Source organism: Nonomuraea sp. NPDC046570 (assembly GCF_040645915.1).
GTDB lineage: Bacteria > Actinomycetota > Actinomycetes > Streptosporangiales > Streptosporangiaceae > Nonomuraea.
In genome coordinates this window covers 38,285-53,243 of sequence record NZ_JBEYZF010000015.1, presented here as the reverse complement: position 1 = coordinate 53,243, position 14,959 = coordinate 38,285, and the positions used below count along the sequence as shown (strand labels likewise).

At 70.7% G+C, this 14,959-nt stretch carries 17 protein-coding genes; 7 read left to right on the top strand and 10 right to left on the bottom strand.

Annotated elements, in window-relative coordinates:
* Nucleotides 1–63: 63 nt before the first annotated feature.
* From ABZ911_RS23560 to ABZ911_RS23550, 3 genes are read right to left on the bottom strand one after another with little or no spacing between them, the layout of a single operon-like run.
* A complete protein-coding gene (locus ABZ911_RS23560) occupies nucleotides 64–693 on the bottom strand; it encodes a cytidylate kinase-like family protein (protein WP_358059518.1) in 630 nt (209 codons plus the stop codon).
* Nucleotides 694–715: 22 nt separating this feature from the next.
* Nucleotides 716–1,648 carry a tetratricopeptide repeat protein gene (locus tag ABZ911_RS23555; RefSeq protein ID WP_358059515.1) on the bottom strand — a complete coding sequence of 311 codons (933 nt, stop codon included), beginning with the start codon at nucleotides 1,646–1,648 and terminating at the stop codon, nucleotides 716–718.
* Nucleotides 1,632–2,183 carry a MarR family transcriptional regulator gene (locus tag ABZ911_RS23550; RefSeq protein ID WP_358059512.1) on the bottom strand — a complete coding sequence of 184 codons (552 nt, stop codon included), beginning with the start codon at nucleotides 2,181–2,183 and terminating at the stop codon, nucleotides 1,632–1,634. The genes ABZ911_RS23555 and ABZ911_RS23550 overlap by 17 nt, the downstream gene beginning before the upstream one ends.
* Before the next feature lie 253 nt (nucleotides 2,184–2,436).
* Here ABZ911_RS23550 and ABZ911_RS23545 point away from each other — a divergent pair, with 253 nt between their 5' ends.
* A complete protein-coding gene (locus tag ABZ911_RS23545) occupies nucleotides 2,437–3,783 on the top strand; it encodes a hypothetical protein (RefSeq protein WP_358059509.1) in 1,347 nt (448 codons plus the stop codon).
* Between the two features lie 28 nt (nucleotides 3,784–3,811).
* Nucleotides 3,812–4,498: a DUF4230 domain-containing protein gene (locus ABZ911_RS23540; RefSeq protein WP_358059507.1), complete on the top strand. Its 687-nt coding sequence runs from the start codon at nucleotides 3,812–3,814 to the stop codon at nucleotides 4,496–4,498.
* Here the strand turns inward: ABZ911_RS23540 and ABZ911_RS23535 are convergent.
* Nucleotides 4,482–5,666: an acetyl-CoA C-acetyltransferase gene (locus tag ABZ911_RS23535; RefSeq protein WP_358059505.1), complete on the bottom strand. Its 1,185-nt coding sequence runs from the start codon at nucleotides 5,664–5,666 to the stop codon at nucleotides 4,482–4,484. The genes ABZ911_RS23540 and ABZ911_RS23535 overlap by 17 nt on opposite strands.
* Nucleotides 5,667–5,752: 86 nt before the next feature.
* Between ABZ911_RS23535 and mce the strand changes: the two genes are divergently transcribed.
* The 3 genes from mce (at nucleotide 5,753) to ABZ911_RS23520 (ending at nucleotide 9,001) form a co-directional block, all read left to right on the top strand.
* On the top strand, nucleotides 5,753–6,178 hold the full coding sequence (gene mce, locus ABZ911_RS23530) for a methylmalonyl-CoA epimerase (RefSeq protein ID WP_358059502.1): 426 nt from the start codon (nucleotides 5,753–5,755) through the stop codon (nucleotides 6,176–6,178).
* A gap of 188 nt (nucleotides 6,179–6,366) precedes the next feature.
* Nucleotides 6,367–7,671: a DivIVA domain-containing protein gene (locus ABZ911_RS23525; protein WP_358059499.1), complete on the top strand. Its 1,305-nt coding sequence runs from the start codon at nucleotides 6,367–6,369 to the stop codon at nucleotides 7,669–7,671.
* A gap of 187 nt (nucleotides 7,672–7,858) precedes the next feature.
* Nucleotides 7,859–9,001 (top strand): AI-2E family transporter, encoded by a 1,143-nt coding sequence (locus ABZ911_RS23520; protein WP_358059495.1) that lies wholly within the window; start codon nucleotides 7,859–7,861, stop codon nucleotides 8,999–9,001.
* Here the strand turns inward: ABZ911_RS23520 and ABZ911_RS23515 are convergent.
* The 5 genes from ABZ911_RS23515 to ABZ911_RS23495 all read right to left on the bottom strand — a co-directional run bounded on the left by ABZ911_RS23515 (nucleotide 8,961) and on the right by ABZ911_RS23495 (nucleotide 13,072).
* Complete coding sequence (locus ABZ911_RS23515; RefSeq protein WP_358059492.1) at nucleotides 8,961–9,755, bottom strand: alpha/beta fold hydrolase; 795 nt, start codon at nucleotides 9,753–9,755, stop codon at nucleotides 8,961–8,963. The genes ABZ911_RS23520 and ABZ911_RS23515 overlap by 41 nt on opposite strands.
* Before the next feature lie 78 nt (nucleotides 9,756–9,833).
* Nucleotides 9,834–10,592 carry an SDR family NAD(P)-dependent oxidoreductase gene (locus tag ABZ911_RS23510; RefSeq protein WP_358059489.1) on the bottom strand — a complete coding sequence of 253 codons (759 nt, stop codon included), beginning with the start codon at nucleotides 10,590–10,592 and terminating at the stop codon, nucleotides 9,834–9,836.
* A 33-nt stretch (nucleotides 10,593–10,625) separates the two neighbouring features.
* Nucleotides 10,626–11,330, bottom strand: a complete 705-nt coding sequence (locus ABZ911_RS23505) for an alpha/beta fold hydrolase (RefSeq protein WP_358059486.1) — start codon at nucleotides 11,328–11,330, stop codon at nucleotides 10,626–10,628.
* 12 nt (nucleotides 11,331–11,342) lie between these two features.
* A complete protein-coding gene (locus ABZ911_RS23500) occupies nucleotides 11,343–11,633 on the bottom strand; it encodes an ATP/GTP-binding protein (RefSeq protein ID WP_358059483.1) in 291 nt (96 codons plus the stop codon).
* The gene (locus ABZ911_RS23495; protein ID WP_358059480.1) at nucleotides 11,630–13,072 is read right to left on the bottom strand and encodes a 3-hydroxybutyryl-CoA dehydrogenase; all 1,443 of its coding nucleotides are present in this window, start codon (nucleotides 13,070–13,072) and stop codon (nucleotides 11,630–11,632) included. Before ABZ911_RS23495 ends, ABZ911_RS23500 begins: the two co-directional genes overlap by 4 nt.
* Nucleotides 13,073–13,109: 37 nt before the next feature.
* Here ABZ911_RS23495 and nucS point away from each other — a divergent pair, with 37 nt between their 5' ends.
* Both nucS and ABZ911_RS23485 read left to right on the top strand, forming a co-directional pair.
* Nucleotides 13,110–13,772 (top strand): endonuclease NucS, encoded by a 663-nt coding sequence (nucS, locus tag ABZ911_RS23490; protein ID WP_358059477.1) that lies wholly within the window; start codon nucleotides 13,110–13,112, stop codon nucleotides 13,770–13,772.
* A gap of 220 nt (nucleotides 13,773–13,992) precedes the next feature.
* Entirely contained in the window at nucleotides 13,993–14,538 is a 546-nt protein-coding gene (locus tag ABZ911_RS23485; RefSeq protein WP_358059474.1) for a TetR/AcrR family transcriptional regulator, read from the top strand.
* Between the two features lie 101 nt (nucleotides 14,539–14,639).
* Here ABZ911_RS23485 and ABZ911_RS23480 read toward each other — a convergent pair whose 3' ends face one another.
* Nucleotides 14,640–14,957 (bottom strand): STAS domain-containing protein, encoded by a 318-nt coding sequence (locus ABZ911_RS23480; protein WP_358059471.1) that lies wholly within the window; start codon nucleotides 14,955–14,957, stop codon nucleotides 14,640–14,642.
* Between the last annotated feature and the right edge of the window lie 2 nt (nucleotides 14,958–14,959).

Here is a 14,959-nt window from a genome sequence, read left to right as displayed (position 1 = left end):
CCACCTCCGGAGAGTGCCCTGGCCCATCACACCATCGAGGGCGACATTTCCGGATTTATGGGCTTAATCCAGTGCTTCGGCGGCGGTGACGATCAGGTCGACGCAGGCGGTGACCGGGATGCTGGTGCTGTCGATCACCAGGTGGTACAGGTGCGGGTCGCCGGGGTCGGTGCGGTAGAAGTGCCGGACGTAGGCGTTCCTGGCGCGGTCGTTGTCCTCGACCTGCCTGCGCGCCTGGCGCTCGGACACCTCGGCCAGCACCGCCGTCTGCAGGATCCGGCGTCTGGGCGGCGCGTCCAGGCGTACGTGCAGCGCGCCGGGATGCTCGGCCAGCACGACCGCGCCCGCCCGGCCCAGGAAGACCCCGCCCGTGCTGCGCGCGGTCTCCTTGATCATGCGTTCGGTCCTGGTCACGAACTCCTCGGGGGCCAGCGGCAGCACCCCCGGCAGGTACATGTCCACGCCGCCGAAGGTGACCGTCGGCAGCCGCATCGCGCCCGAGAGCAGCCGTCCGAGGCCGTGTTCCGCCCTGTCGTCGTGGAGCAGCGCCTCCTCCAGCGTGCAGCCGAGCTCCTCGGCCACGGCGCCGGGGATCGCCCGGTCCACGAAGGGCACGCCGAGACGCTCCGCCACGGCCGGGCCGATGAGGCTGCCGGCCGTGCCGTACGTCGCCGAGATCGTGACGACCCGCATAGGGGGATTATGCCCCTAAAGGTTAGAACAACGCGCTGGAAAGGGCCCTGCGCGCCTTGGCCAGCGCGGGGTCGTCGGCGGGCAGCGCGTCGAACAGGCCGAGCAGGTGACGCCGGGCCTTGTCGCGCTCGTCGCCTGAGGTGCGCTTGACCACGGCGATGACGCGCGCGAACGCCTCTTCGACCTGGCCGGAGAGCATCTCCAGGTCGGCGCTGAGCAGCTGCGCCTCCAGATCGGCCGGGTCCTGGGCGCGACGCTGCACCTCGGCGGGGTCGACGTCGGCGGTGCGCTTGATCAGGCCGACGCCCGCCAGACCCATCTTGGCGTCCTCGTTCCCGGGCACGCGGGCCAGCAGCCGCTCGTAGGCGACCGCCGCCGCGTCCAGGTCGCCCTGGTCGATCGCCTGCTCGGCGGCCAGCAGGTCGGGGTCGGCCGGCGGCTCCTGCGGCTCGGGCTCGGCCTCACCCGCCGCGGGCGGGCGGGCGTCCGGGTTCTGCTGGTAGAACTGCTCGACCGCGTCCATCAGCTCGTCGAGCCAGCGGCGCACCTCCTGCTCGGGCAGCACCTGCTGGAAGCCGGTGACCGGCTGCCCCTGGAAGATGGCCAGCACGGTCGGCACCGCCTGCACCCGCAGGGCCTGCGCGATCTGCGGACTCGCGTCCACGTTGATCCTGGCGAGCACGGCTTTACCGCCGGTGTCCGCCACCACCTTCTCCAGGACCGGGCTGAGCTGACCACTGCCCGGCGACCTGGGTGACCAGAGGTCGAGGATGACCGGCACGGTCATCGACCGCTCGACGACGTCGGCCGTGAAGGTCTCCTCGGTGACGTCCACGATCGCCTCCGCGGCCTGCGGGCCGGCGGCTTCGCGCCGGGCCTGGGCCTCCAGTGCCTGCTTACGCGCGCCCAGATCGATCGCTCCGTAGAGCGATCCGGGCCTAGAGATGTCCGCCATGCTTCTCATCTTGCCGCATGGTGGCGGTGGAGAAGTCACCAGCCGCCACGCGGAGTGTACGCAGCAGGCCGAACATCTCGTCCAGGTCGCCCTCCTCGTACATGGTCATCGCGAAATCGGCCCCCATGAGGTCGGCGGTCGCCCGTTCCACCACCTCCCGGCCGCGGTCGGTGATCTCGGCGAGCACGCCTCGGCCGTCGCGGGGGTTGCGCAGCCGTACGACCAGTTCGGCCTTCTCCAGCCGGTCGACCGTGTTGGTGACGCTCGTGGGGTGCACCATGAGCCGCTCGCCGATCTTCGACAGCGGGAGGGACCCGGTTCTGCTGAAGGTCAACAACACGAGAGCTTCATATCTGGCGAAGGTCAAGTCATAGGGCTTCAGGAGCGCGTCCAGTTGCGACAGCAGGATCTGGTGCGCTCTCATGATCGAAGTAACGGCGGCCATGGCTGAGGAAGGTCCGAAGTGAACACGCCAGCTCTCAGCGGCGCGCTCGATGGGGTCGAACGGCAGGTTGAGGGACTTCGGCTGCGACACAGCGCTACGTTAGCGCGACCCTCGTCCTGATTCGTATAGCTACGGAGAGCAACCGGGACAGGCGCTTGACCAAGAACCCGGACGGCAATCATCACGCTCAGTTATGGTTCTCTGCATCAATAGGTGAGGCTGAAGCCAAGTCCATGACCCGTGGGGAAACGGGTCGCCCGCCGAGGGGACCGGCGCGGGACCGATCGCTCCGCCTCACCCACCGGGCACGGGGGGTGCTTGATGATGAACAACGGAATCACGGGTGCGTGAGCACGCGGGCGTCTCACGCGAGGAGCTCAAGCACAGCGCGGCCGTCACCATGGCGGTCCTGCTCGCGCTGGGGCTGCTGGCCGCGTGGAGCGTCCTGATCCCAGGCGTCGACGCGTGGGAGAACATCGTGGTCGCGGTGATCGGTTCGCTCAAGCTGACCGGTCCCGTCGCCGCGGCGTTCGCGGCGTGGGTCGCCGTGCGCAAGCGGCGGGCCCTGCGCGGGCGCGCCATCACCGCGTGGACCGCCCTGAAGGCGCCGCTGGCCATCCTGGTCGTGGTGGTGGGCTCGTTCTCGGCGACGGTGCTGGTGCTCGCGGTGAAGACGGTGCTCACCGAGCAGGCGGGGCGGCTGAGCCTGGCCGGGCTCGGCATGGGCATGGCGGGGCTGGCGCTCTACAGCGTCCTCGGGTGGGTGACCGGGTGGCTGCTGCCGCGTCCGGCGACGCCGCTGCTGGCCGGACTGGGCTGCTACGGCCTGTTCACCTGGCTGGCCGGGGGCTCGACCTGGGCCGACCGGCTGGCGCCCGGCACCGGCGAGCCGTACGACCTGTTCCAGGGGTTGAGCGGCGCGGCGTTCCTGGACCAGATTCTCTGGCTGCTCGGCATCACGCTGACACTGCTGCTCGGCTGGGCGGCGGCCGTCACCCGGCAGGCAATGGTGCTGGCGTTCGCGCTGGTGTCGGTGCTGGCCGCGGGCACCGGGGTGGCCAGGCTGCTGACCGAGCCGCAGGCGGCCGCCGCGCAGCCGATCGCCTACAGCTGCCAGGAGTGGCCGATCACGGTGTGCGTGCATCCCGGCATGCGCGGCGGGCTCACCGAGCTCGGCGCGTCCTTCACCAAGATCGCGTCGCGGCTGTCGGGCACGCCCGCCGCGTTCACCAGGGTCGAGCAGCGCCCGCTCGACGACGCGCTGAAGGGGGCCACGGGCATGGTGCCCATCCACGTGGCCGACCTGGCGGCGGGCTTCGCCGACGAGGCGGCCTACGAGTTCGTCGAGACGCTGGCCGCCAAGTGCGGGGACACGCCGGCCTCCGGCTATCGCGAGATCGTGATGGCCTGGCTGCGCGGCGAGCCGCTGCCCGGCGGCCCGATGCCCGAGCACCAGTACGCCGCCGCCTGGTTCTCGGGGCTCACCGAGCACCAGCGCCGCGACTGGCTGCGGATGTTCTACACCGACTTCCAGTCGTGCGGGCTGTCCGCCAGGCACTTCGGCGGCGGGCAGGCGGCGTCCCGCCACTCGCCCGCGACGAGCCAGGCGTATCCGGTCTATCCCACCTCCACCGGTGAGACGAGCCCACCTCAGTGGGGATCGGAGATGTCACCACGAAACTGGCAATGATCATGTAGTTATGGGTAGTGACAGCCCCATGAAACGCGAAGCCGTGACACCCCCCGAGGCGCCCGCCGCCACGGCCGTGCGGCGCCGCCGCCGGTGGTGGCGATATCTCGCCGGACTGCTCGTCCTGGCCGTCCTGCTCGTCGTGGGCGGCCGCCTGGCCTGGAGCTGGCTGACCCCCTTCGACGAGCGGGCGATCGACCGCAGCCAGCCGGTGCTGCTGCAGTCCATCCACGACCTCAGCCGCTTCGAGGCCGCGACGGGCAACTACCAGGTCGTCGTGGACCTGGAGAAGGACGCCCCGTTCCTGCCCGACGGCATCAAGGGCACCCGCACCCTCTTCGTCGGCGCCGGCAACGTCGACGCCTACGTGGACCTCGGCGCGCTGGGCAAGGACGCGGTGACGGTCTCCGCCGACCGCACCGAGGTGACCGTACGGCTGCCGCGCGCGCAACTGGAGAAGACGAACCTGGACAACAAGCGTTCGTACGTCTTCGCCCAGCAGCGCGGCCTGCTCGACAGGGTCCAGGACTTCCTGTCCTCCTCCCCCAGCGGCCAGCAGGACCTCTACGTGCTGGCGGAGAAGAAGATCGCGGAGGCCGCGCTGAACAGCGACCTGCGCGCCCGCGCCGACGCCAACACCAGGCAGATGCTCGAAGGCCTGATGAAGTCGCTCGGCTTCACCAAGGTGACGATCAAGTTCACCGGGGAACCGTGAGAATGAGGGCGTCCCCCTGACCGCCTCCGCCGCACAGGGCCGCCGCGCCCACACCGCCGCCCCTGCGCCTGAGCTCGTGCGCCAGCGTGAGCACCAGGCGGGCGCCGGAGGCGCCGATGGGGTGGCCGAGGGCGATGGCGCCGCCGTTCGGGTTCACCTTCTCCTGCGGCAGGCCGAGCTCCTTGGCCGACTGCAGCGCCACGCTGGCGAACGCCTCGTTGATCTCGACCACGTCCAGGTCGTCGACGGTCAGCCCCTGCTTGCCCAGGGCGTGCTTGATGGCGTTGGCGGGCTGGGACTGCAGTGAGGCGTCCGGCCCGGCCACGTTGCCGTGCCTGCCGATCTCGGCCAGCCAGGGCAGGCCCAGCTCCTCGGCCTTGGCGCGGGACATCACCACGACCGCGCAGGCGCCGTCGGAGATCTGCGAGGCCGACCCGGCGGTGATCGTGCCGTCGGCGGCGAAGGCGGGCCGCAGCCGGGCCAGCGCCTCCGCGGTGGTGTCGGCGCGCACGCCCTCGTCGTCCTTGACCACCACGGGCTCGCCCTTGCGCTGCGGGATCGACACCGGGACGATCTCGTCCTCGAACACGCCGTTCTTGATGGCGGCCGCGGCGAGCTGGTGGGACCTGGCGGCGAACTCGTCCTGAGGGGCGCGGTCGATGCCCAGGCGGGTGTTGTGGCGCTCGGTGGACTCGCCCATCGCGCACTGGTCGAAGGCGCAGAACAGGCCGTCGTGCGCCATCGAGTCGACGACCTGCGAGCCGCCGTACTTCACGCCCTTGCGCAGGCCCGGCAGCAGGTGCGGGGCGTTGGTCATCGACTCCATGCCGCCGGCCACCACGATGTCGAACTCGCCGGCCCGGATGAGCTGGTCGGCCATGGCGATGGCGTCGAGGCCGGACAGGCACACCTTGTTGATGGTCACCGAGGGCACGGTCATCGGGATGCCCGCCTTCACGGCGGCCTGCCGGGACGGGATCTGGCCCGCGCCGGCTTGCAGCACCTGGCCCATGATGACGTACTCGACCTGGTCGGGAGCCACGCCCGCGCGCTCCAGCGCGGACTTGATCGCGATGCCGCCCAGCTCGACGGCGGTCAGACCGGACAGCGCGCCGAGCAGCCGCCCGATCGGGGTACGAGCTCCGGCGACGATGACGGAACCAGACATGGCAGGGGCCTCCCTGGCAGGAACACGGGGTCGTTTGCCACGATACCCATGAGTAGGCGGATGGCCGCTATGGAGGTAGACCACACATGTTCATGAGAATCGACCACATCGGAATCGCCTGTCACGACCTGGAGGAGAAGATCGCGCTCTTCTCCGACCTGTTCGACCTGACCGTGGTCGCCCGCGAGGTGAACGAGGAACAGGGGGTCAAGGAGGCCATGCTGCACATCGCCGACGGCGAGGGCGGTGGCTCCTACATCCAGCTGCTGGAGCCGTTGTCGGGCGACTCCCCCGTTGGGAAGTTCTTGGCCAAGCGCGGCGAGGGTGTGCACCATGTCGCGTTCGGCGTGCCGGACGTGGCCGGAGCCATGTCGGCGATCGGCGCCAAGGGCGTCAGATTGCTCGACGAGAAGCCCCGGCACGGCTCGATGGGATCGTCCATAGCCTTTCTGCACCCCAAAGACGTGGCAGGAATGCTGACGGAGCTGGTCGAGGCTGCTCAACGCCCGTGAACGCAAAAAAGCTTCATATGTAACTAGTCACGCAGAAAGCCGGACGGGGCCTCCAACCCGGCATCGGCGGAGTACGCTGGCTTTCCACCGGACGTGGAGCCCGCCGTGAGGCACGGGCTCCCGGATCGGATGTCCGAACCCCCCGTCCGGCCGATGTAGCCGTCTCGACAACCCAGGATCGAGCCTCCATGCAGTCCGACATCGACGCCCAACTCAACAACTTCTTCGAGGACGCCCCAGCGCGGGAATTCGACGTGGTGCTCCGTGGATACGACCGCCACCAGGTCCACGACCACCTGAAGCAGATCGACGGCGAGCTACGCCAGTCACGCGAACAGGTCACCGCCCTGCAGAGGGACCTGTCCGACTCCCAGCGCCAGCTCCAGGAGCAGGAGCGGCCCACCTACTCCGGTCTCGGCGCCCGGATCGAGCAGCTCCTGCGCCTCGCCGAGGAGCAGGCCACCGAGCTCGTCCAGGCCGCCAGGTCCGAGGCCAACGAGATCAAGGCCGCCGCCAAGGTCGAGGCCGCGGACCTGCGGGCGCACGCCGAGAACGAGGCCGCCGAGAAGCGCGCCCTGGCCACCCGCGAGGCCGACGACATGCGCGGCACCGCCGAGCGCGAGGCCGAGGAGATCCGCTCGACCGCCCGCCGCGAGGCCGACGAGCTGACCAACACGACCGAGCGTGAGGCCGCCAAGCTGCGTGCCACCGCCGATCACGAGGTCGCCGAGAAGCGCGCGGACGCCGAGCGCGAGATCGCCAAGCTGCGTACCACCACCGAGCGTGAGGTCGCCCAGCTGCGCGCCTCGACCAAGCGCGAGCGTGACGAGGTCCTCACCACCGCCAAGCGCCAGGCCGACGAGATGCGCGCCCAGGCCCAGCGGGTGCTGGAGGAGTCCGAGGCCAAGCGCGCCCAGGACGAGGCCGAGTTCGAGATCCAGCTCGCCTCCCGCCGCGAGGAGGCCGAGCGCCAGGAGGCGGAGCGCCACGCCACCGCGCAGGCCGCGACGCAGAAGCTGGTCGCCGAGGCCGAGCAGCGCGCCGCGACCGCCGAGCAGCGCGCCACCAAGGCCACCCAGCAGGCCGACCAGACCCGCCGCGAGGCCGACACCCACGCCAAGCAGCTGGTCGCCAACGCCCGCAAGAACGCCGACCAGGTGGTGGCCGAGGCCAAGTCCAGCGCCGAGTCGATCGTCAGCGAGGCCAAGGCCGAGGCCGAGCGCACCCGCACGCAGATGCAGAAGCACGTCGACGACCTGACCCGTCAGCGCGACAGCATCACCAGCCACCTCGCGCAGCTGCGCCAGCTGCTCGGTGGCGCCCCGCTGCCCGGCATGGAGCCGGAGCCCGCGGTGACCGCCGCGCCGCCGAAGCCGGCCATCGCGGCCTCGACCTCCAACGGCGCCGACAAGCCCGCTCCGGCGGCCCCGGCGGCGACCACGACGAAGTCGGAGGCCCGCTCGGAGGACGACGCGGAGTGGTGGCAGGAGTAACGACCGTTTCCGGGGGCTGAAAGACGGCTGGGCGAGCCTGGCGACCTCACGGGTCGCCAGGCTTTCCTTTTGCCCTCCGGTACGCCACGGGCCGCCCTGGGCGCGGCACGGGCGGACTCCCGGGCACCGCCTCAGGCCCGCATGTCAGACTGGTCGGTCTTCACCCCCCGACGATCAAGGAGCGCACGTGACCGCCGAAGTCGACGATCCCGCCCACCGCGACCGCTCCGCCGAGACCGCGCCGGACGACGACCGGCCCGCCGATCCCCCGGGCCCGCAGGCGTTGCCGTACGGCCTGCCGGGGAAGCCGCTCGCTCGGGGGCCCTTCCTGTTCGGCCTGGTGGGCGGGCTGGGCGTGCTGACCGCGATCGGTATCGCGCACCTGCTGACGCTCTCCCTCGGCGTGATCGTCCAGGTCGTGGTGGCCATGTTCCTGGCCGTGGGCCTCAACCCGGCCGTCGAGGCGCTGCAGCGGCGCGGCCTGGCCAGGCGCTGGGCGATCTCGATCGTGTTCGCCGGCGTGATCTTCATGTTCGTGCTGTTCGGGTTCGCGATCGTGCCACCGGTCAGCCAGGAGTCGGCCGACTTCATCAAGGCCATCCCGGGCTACATCGACCAGCTCGCCGCCAACCCGACGCTGCGCCAGCTCGACGCCGACTACCAGCTTCTGCCCAAGCTCGCCGAGTTCGTCACCGGCGGCATGGCGGCCTCGCTGGCGGGCGGGGTGCTCGGTGCGGGCCTGGTGGTGCTGGAGTCCGTCTTCACCGGGGTCACGCTGCTGGTGCTGACGCTGTACTTCCTCGGCTCACTGCACACGATCAAGGAGTACCTCCTCAAGCTGGTGCCCAGTTCCCGGCGGACCAGGACGAAGGCGATCAGCGAGGAGATCCTGGACGGCATCGGCGGCTACGTCGCCGGCAATGTGCTGATCTCGGTCATCGCGGGCGCGCTCACCTGGGCGTTCCTGTCCGTCGCCGGGGTGCGCTACGCCCTGGCGCTGGCCCTGGTGGTCGCGGTCACCGACCTGATCCCGCTGGTCGGCGCGACGATCGGGGCGGCCCTGGTGACGGGGGTGGCGCTGCTGCAGTCGGTGCCGCTCGGCCTGGTGTGCGCCGTCTTCTTCGTCATCTACCAGCAGGTGGAGAACTACCTCATCTACCCGCGCGTCATGAAGCGCTCGGTGGACGTGGCCCCGGCCGTCACGGTGATCGCGGCGCTGTTCGGCGGCGCGCTGCTGGGCATCGTCGGCGCGCTGCTGGCCATCCCGGTCGCCGCCGCCATCGCGCTGATCATCCGCGAGGTCGTGCTTCCTCGCCAAGCTCAGAACTGATGAACGCGGCCACCGCCGCGTTGAACGCCTCCGGCTGCTCCACCGCGCTCAGATGCCCCGCCTCGGGAATCACCGCCAGCCGCCCCTCGGGTACGGCCCGCGCCATCGCCTCGGCCTCGGCCGGCGGCGCGAGCTCGTCCTCCGCCCCCACCACGACGAGCACGGGCACCTTGAGCGCCCGCAGCGTGTCGAAGGAGTCGGGCCGCCCGGCCATGGCCCGCTGCGCCCACGCGACCGCGCCGGGCGGAGCCGCCTGCACCAGGCCCCTGATCCGGCCGAAGACCATCGCCCTGCGCTCCTTGGTGGTGGCGCCGATCAGCGTCGGCAGCACCTCCTCGACCAGGACGCCGGTCCCGTCGGCGAGCACGGCCTCGGCGACGCGCTCCCGGTTGGCCTTCGCCTGCGGGCTGTCGGCGCCCGCCTTGGTGTCGGCCAGGATGACGCCGAGCACCCGGTCGGGGTGGCGGCGGCAGAACGCCATGGTCACGTAGCCGCCCATCGACTGCCCGCCGACGACCGCCCGCTCGATGCCCTCCTCGTCGAGCAGCCCGGCGACGTCGTCGGCCATGGCGTCGATCGAGGGGGCGTCCTCGCCGAGGCGGGTCCCGCCGAATCCGCGCAGGTCGGGGGTGATGACCCGGCAGGAGTGGGCCAGCCCCTCGCGTTGGGCCAGCCACATCGCCGAGGACAGGGGGAAGGCGTGGAGCAGGACGACCGGGACACCGCTACCGGCTGATCTCGTGTAGAGCTGCACGACCACACGGTAGCCCGGTTCCCGGCGACAATCACCGTACGGCCTAGGTCGTTATGGGGCCTAAGGTGCGTCCGGTTCTCAGATCGCGGTCGCGCCGCCGTCGATGAACAGCACCTGGCCGGTCATGTACGCCGACGCCTCGGCGGCGAGGAAGACCGCGGGGTGCGCCATCTCCTCGGGCGTGCCCCAGCGCCGCATGGGGACGGTGGCGACGGTGGCCGCGCCGGCCGTCTCGTCCTCCCACAGGGCGCGGTTGAGGTCGGTGGCGGTCCATCCGGGGCAGAGCGCGTTGACCCGCACCCCGGCCGAGGCCCACTCGACGGCCAGCGTCTTGGTCAGCGCCACCAGGCCCGCCTTGGCCGCGGCGTACGGGGCCAGGAAGGGGGCGCCGAGCGCGGCGACGGAGGCGACGTTGATGACCGAGCCGCCGCCCCGCTCCAGCAGGTGGGTGGCGGCGGCGTGGCAGACCGACACCGCCGAGTCGAGGTTGAGGCGCATCAGCTTGTCCCAGCCGGTCAGGCGCAGGTCCTTGAACTCGACGAGGAAGTTGGAGCCGCCCGCGTTGTTGACGACGATGTCGAGGTGGCCGAGCGCCTGGATGGCGTCGTGTACGGCGACGGCGGCGGCGTCCCTGTCGGTCAGGTCGGCGGGCAGGATCGCGGCCTGCCTGCCGTACCCCTCGATCTCCTTGGCGACCTCGGCCAGGGTCTCGGCGGAGCGGGAGACCAGCGCGACGTCGGCGCCGGCCTCGGCGTAGGCGAGCGCGATGGCCCGCCCGATGCCTCGGGACGCCCCGGTGACCAGGGCCTTCCTGCCTGACAGATCGAACGCGCCCACGGCTGCTCCTCAGATCGACCGAACATGATTCTGTCAGATCTGGGTGGGCAGCGGATAGGCCGCGGGATTCACCCGCCTGACGATCTCGTCGAAGACGATCCGCACGTACGGCTCGCCGACCCACAGGTGCTTGGCCCCGTCCACGCCGATCACCTCGGCCTGCGGCACCCGGGCGAACCGCTTGCGCGCCTCCTCGGGCCGCAGGTAGTCGTCGAACTCCGGCACCATGGCCACCAGCGGCCGGCCGAAGCGCGCCCAGGCGTCGAGGTCGGCGTCACCGGCCCGGTGCAGCGGCGGGGACAGCAGGATCGCGCCGGTCACCAGCGGGTCGGTCGCCCATTTCAGCGCCAGCTCGGTGCCGAACGACCAGCCGACCACCCAGACCTGCGGCAGGTCGTGGAACTCGGCGTACTCCAGCGCGGCGGCCACGTCGAAGCGCTCGCCCTCGCCGGAGTCGAAGGCCCCCTCCGAGGTGCCGCGGTCGGAGCCGGTGCCGCGGGTGTTGAAACGCAGCACGGCCACGTCGGCCAGGGCGGGCAGCCGGTTGGCGGCCTTCTTGTACAGGTGGCTGTCCATGAAACCGCCGTGGGTGGGCAGCGGGTGCAGGGTCACCAGGGTGGCCACCGGCGGCCGGTCCTCGGGCAGCGCCAGCTCGCCGACCAGGGTCAGCCCGTCGGCGGTGTGCAACTCGATCGGCTCCCGGCGGGCGGGGAGCACGGTGGCCGCGCGGATCTCCATGAGGGGTCCCTTTCAGTAACGGCTGCGACCGGGGCCCCGGTCCAGCCTCTTGCGCCAGCACGCCGTATGCCAGTGTCGCCGCTCCTGGTCGCCGCCGTTCCAGTGCGGCCAGCTCACGATGTGCGGCTGGCCTGGCCTGATCTCCTGGTCGCAGCCGGGACACCGGTAGCCCTTGTCGGAGGAGGCGCCGTTGAGCATGCGGACCTTCCACTCCCCGTCCGGCCACGTCTCAACCCTGTCGGTGGAGCTGGGGAAGGCGATCGGGCGGGTGGACTCCTTGCGGCGGGCTCGGCGCGGGCTCATGGCCGGGGGAAGGCGTCCAGGCCGGCGGTGACCAGCTCGTCGAGCAGCGGGGCGGGGGCGAAGGCCTGCTCACGGTACTCGGTGTAGATCGCGTTCAGCTCGTCGCGCACCTTGGCCAGGCCGATCGACTCCAGCAGCTCGAACGGCCCCGCCGGGTATCCGCAGCCCAGCTTCATGGCGGTGTCGATGTCGTCGATCGAGGCGTAGCCCGAGTCGTACATCCGGACGGCGTCGTTGAGGTGGGCGTACAGCAGCGCGCCGGTCACCCCGCCCGCCCGGTCCTTGCACGGCACCGGCGCCAGCCCGACGATCTTCATCAGGTCGGCGGCGCACAGCGCGGCCCCAGGCGAGGTCAGCACCGTGGCGGCGACCTCGGCGACCGTGTCGCCGACCACGCGGACGCCGACGAGCCGTCCGGGCGGCGCCAGCCGTACGTCCGGCCGCCCGCCCGCCTGCAGGACCACGTCGGCGCCGGAGACCTGCTTGAACCCGGCGGCCGACAGCCGCTCGGTGAGCGCGTCCGCGTCGGGGCCGATGACGCGCACGGTCGAGATCGCCGACCTGGTCTCCGGGCTCACCGGGGACTCCTGGGCGTGGTCGTAGAAGCCCTTGCCGCTCTTGCGGCCGAGCAGGCCCGCCGAGACCAGCTCGCGCAGCAGCGGCGCGGGCGCGTGCCGCCGGTCGCGCGACTCGGCGAAGAGCACCTCCATGACCTCGTAGGAGGTGTCCAGCCCGATCAGGTCGAGCAGCGCGAACGGCCCCATCGGCAGCCCGGCCCCCCGCCGCATCGCGGTGTCGATGCCGTCCCGGGTGGCCATCCCCTGCTCCAGCAGCACGGCGGCATGGTTCAGGTACGGCAGCAGCAGCCGGTTGACCACGAACCCGGCCCGGTCCCCCACGCTCACCGGCGTCTTGCCCAGACGCCTGGCCAGCCCGGCCACCTCGGCGGCGACGCCGTCGCCGGTCAGCACGGTGTGCACGACCTCGACCAGCTTCATCACCGGCGCCGGGTTGAAGAAGTGCATGCCGATCACCCGGTCCGGCCGCCCGGTGGCGGCGGCGATCGCGGTGACCGGCAACGAGGAGGTGTTGGTGGCGAGGATCGCCGACGGCTTGCAGAGCCGGTCCAGGTCGGCGAACAGCTCGCTCTTGTACGCCATGACCTCGGGGATCGCCTCCACCACGAGGTCGGCCTCGGCCAGCTCGGCGCGCGAGGTGGTCAGCGTGATCCGGTCGAGGATCTCCCGCTGCCCTTCGGCGGTGAGCCTGCCCTTGGACAGCGCTCTGTCCGTGGAGACCCGCAGGTGACCGCGCCCGCGTTCCAGCGCCTTCTCGTCGGCCTCCACGCCGACGACCCGCAGCCCGGCCCGGGCGAACACCTCGGCTATCCCGGCCCCCATCGTGCCGAGCCCGACCACTCCCACCATTTCGCACGCCATGCCCCCCAGTTTTCCAGAGCCGGTAGGGTTGGCCGTCATGCGGCTGGTCATCGCTCGTTGCAGCGTGGATTACATGGGGCGGCTGACGGCTCACCTGCCGATGGCCCCGAGGCTCATTCTCATCAAGGCGGACGGCAGCGTGTCCATCCACGCCGACGACCGCGCGTTCAAGCCGCTCAACTGGATGAACCCGCCGTGCAAGCTGAAGGAGGACGGCGCCACCTGGACCGTCACCCACGGCAAGACCGGCGAGAAGCTCGTCCTGACGATGGACGAGGTCATGCACGACACCTCACACGAGCTGGGCGTCGACCCCGGCCTGATCAAGGACGGCGTCGAGGCGCACCTGCAGGAGCTGCTGGCCGAGCACATCAGCACGCTGGGCGAGGGCTGGACCCTGGTCAGGCGGGAGTACATGACGGCCATCGGCCCGGTCGACATCCTGTGTCGCGACGCCAAGGGCGCCACGGTGGCGGTGGAGATCAAGCGGCGGGGCGAGATCGACGGCGTGGAGCAGCTCACCCGCTATCTGGAGCTGCTCAACCGCGATCCGCTGCTGTCGCCCGTGCGCGGCATCTTCGCCGCTCAGGAGATCAAGCCGCAGGCCCGGGTGCTGGCCGCGGACCGCGGCATCGACTGCGTGACACTGGACTACGCGGCCCTGCGGGGCATCGAGCCGGAGAATCCCACACTGTTCTAGCGCTGTCCTCCCGACCCGGTGAACTTGAGCGGCTGATCAGGTTTGTCACGTTCTTGCACGGGCGACGTAAGCGCCAATGTCAACACTCTTTCCTCATTGGGATCACCCGTCCATAATTGTGTGCTCTGGGGGCCACGATCATGCTGGACGGGTGAATGTGAACCGGTCTTACCGGGGAATGACAGCTGAGCAAAGACTGGCGGACAGGCGGGAGCGGCTGATGTCAGCCGCATACACGCTCTACGCAAAACCAGGTTTCGCCGCCACGACCATCGAAAGGCTGTGTACCGAGGCACGGATCTCGAACCGCGCCTTCTACGAATGCTTCGGCGGCAGAGAGGAACTACTTCGGGCATTGCACGAGAGGTGCGTCGAGGAAACCCTCGCGGCGGTTGCCAAAGCGTTACATGACGCGCCAGGGTCACTCAACGATCGCATCAATGCAGGAATAAGCGCATATGTTGCGTTCGCCACCGCGGACTGGCGCAGAGCGCGCATCATGCATCTGGAGGTACGCCGTTCGGGGGACGTCCTCACTCTGGCGAGACAACGGGCCATAGCGGCCTTCGCCCAGCTCGTCGAAGCGGCCTGGGCCGACTATCCGGCCCCCACCCCGGTGAGCAGACGGCTGGTCGCGCTCGGCGTGATAGGAGCACTGCAGGAGCTGCTCATCGAATGGGTCCTGGCCGAGGAGCAGCCACCGGTGGATGAGCTCGTGGCGGCGGCCGTACACATCTTCAACCGGTCGTTCACAACCGTTCCCTGAGGCGGGCCTCGACGAGCCGAGGGCAGGTCGCGGCTGTTCGCGTCCTGCCCTCCGAATATCACGGGACACCGGCACACTCCCGTCAGCGCCGGCCCACCGTGTCAGGCCACCGCGGCCGCGGGCACCTCCACGTGCAGCACTCGATTCAGCCGAGTCACCGCCAGCACCCGCATGATCCGCGGCGGCACGCCCCGCAGAACGAGGCGGCGCTGCGCGCTCAGCGCGCGCCGATGCGTGCCCACGAGCACCCCGAGGCCGGTCGCGTCGATCATCTCCAGCTCGGACAGGTCGACCACCAGGTCACCGTCACCGGCGTCGACCGCTTCGTGGAGCCGCGGACGCACACCTGCCACAGTGCCCACATCGAGCCTCGTCCCGACGCCTATCACCTGTGCCCCAGGCTTCCCCTGGACGCGCATGC

What these genes read in the sequence shown, in the direction of transcription:
- ABZ911_RS23560 (WP_358059518.1), bottom strand. Translation starts at nt 693, where the DNA reads ATGCGGGTCGTCACGATCTCGGCGACGTACGGCACGGCCGGCAGCCTC.
- ABZ911_RS23555 (WP_358059515.1), bottom strand. Translation starts at nt 1,648, where the DNA reads ATGGCGGACATCTCTAGGCCCGGATCGCTCTACGGAGCGATCGATCTG.
- ABZ911_RS23540 (WP_358059507.1), top strand. Translation starts at nt 3,812, where the DNA reads ATGAAACGCGAAGCCGTGACACCCCCCGAGGCGCCCGCCGCCACGGCC.
- ABZ911_RS23535 (WP_358059505.1), bottom strand. Translation starts at nt 5,666, where the DNA reads ATGTCTGGTTCCGTCATCGTCGCCGGAGCTCGTACCCCGATCGGGCGG.
- mce (WP_358059502.1), top strand. Translation starts at nt 5,753, where the DNA reads ATGTTCATGAGAATCGACCACATCGGAATCGCCTGTCACGACCTGGAG.
- ABZ911_RS23525 (WP_358059499.1), top strand. Translation starts at nt 6,367, where the DNA reads ATGCAGTCCGACATCGACGCCCAACTCAACAACTTCTTCGAGGACGCC.
- ABZ911_RS23505 (WP_358059486.1), bottom strand. Translation starts at nt 11,330, where the DNA reads ATGGAGATCCGCGCGGCCACCGTGCTCCCCGCCCGCCGGGAGCCGATC.
- ABZ911_RS23500 (WP_358059483.1), bottom strand. Translation starts at nt 11,633, where the DNA reads ATGAGCCCGCGCCGAGCCCGCCGCAAGGAGTCCACCCGCCCGATCGCC.
- ABZ911_RS23495 (WP_358059480.1), bottom strand. Translation starts at nt 13,072, where the DNA reads ATGGCGTGCGAAATGGTGGGAGTGGTCGGGCTCGGCACGATGGGGGCC.
- nucS (WP_358059477.1), top strand. Translation starts at nt 13,110, where the DNA reads ATGCGGCTGGTCATCGCTCGTTGCAGCGTGGATTACATGGGGCGGCTG.
- ABZ911_RS23485 (WP_358059474.1), top strand. Translation starts at nt 13,993, where the DNA reads ATGTCAGCCGCATACACGCTCTACGCAAAACCAGGTTTCGCCGCCACG.
- ABZ911_RS23480 (WP_358059471.1), bottom strand. Translation starts at nt 14,957, where the DNA reads ATGCGCGTCCAGGGGAAGCCTGGGGCACAGGTGATAGGCGTCGGGACG.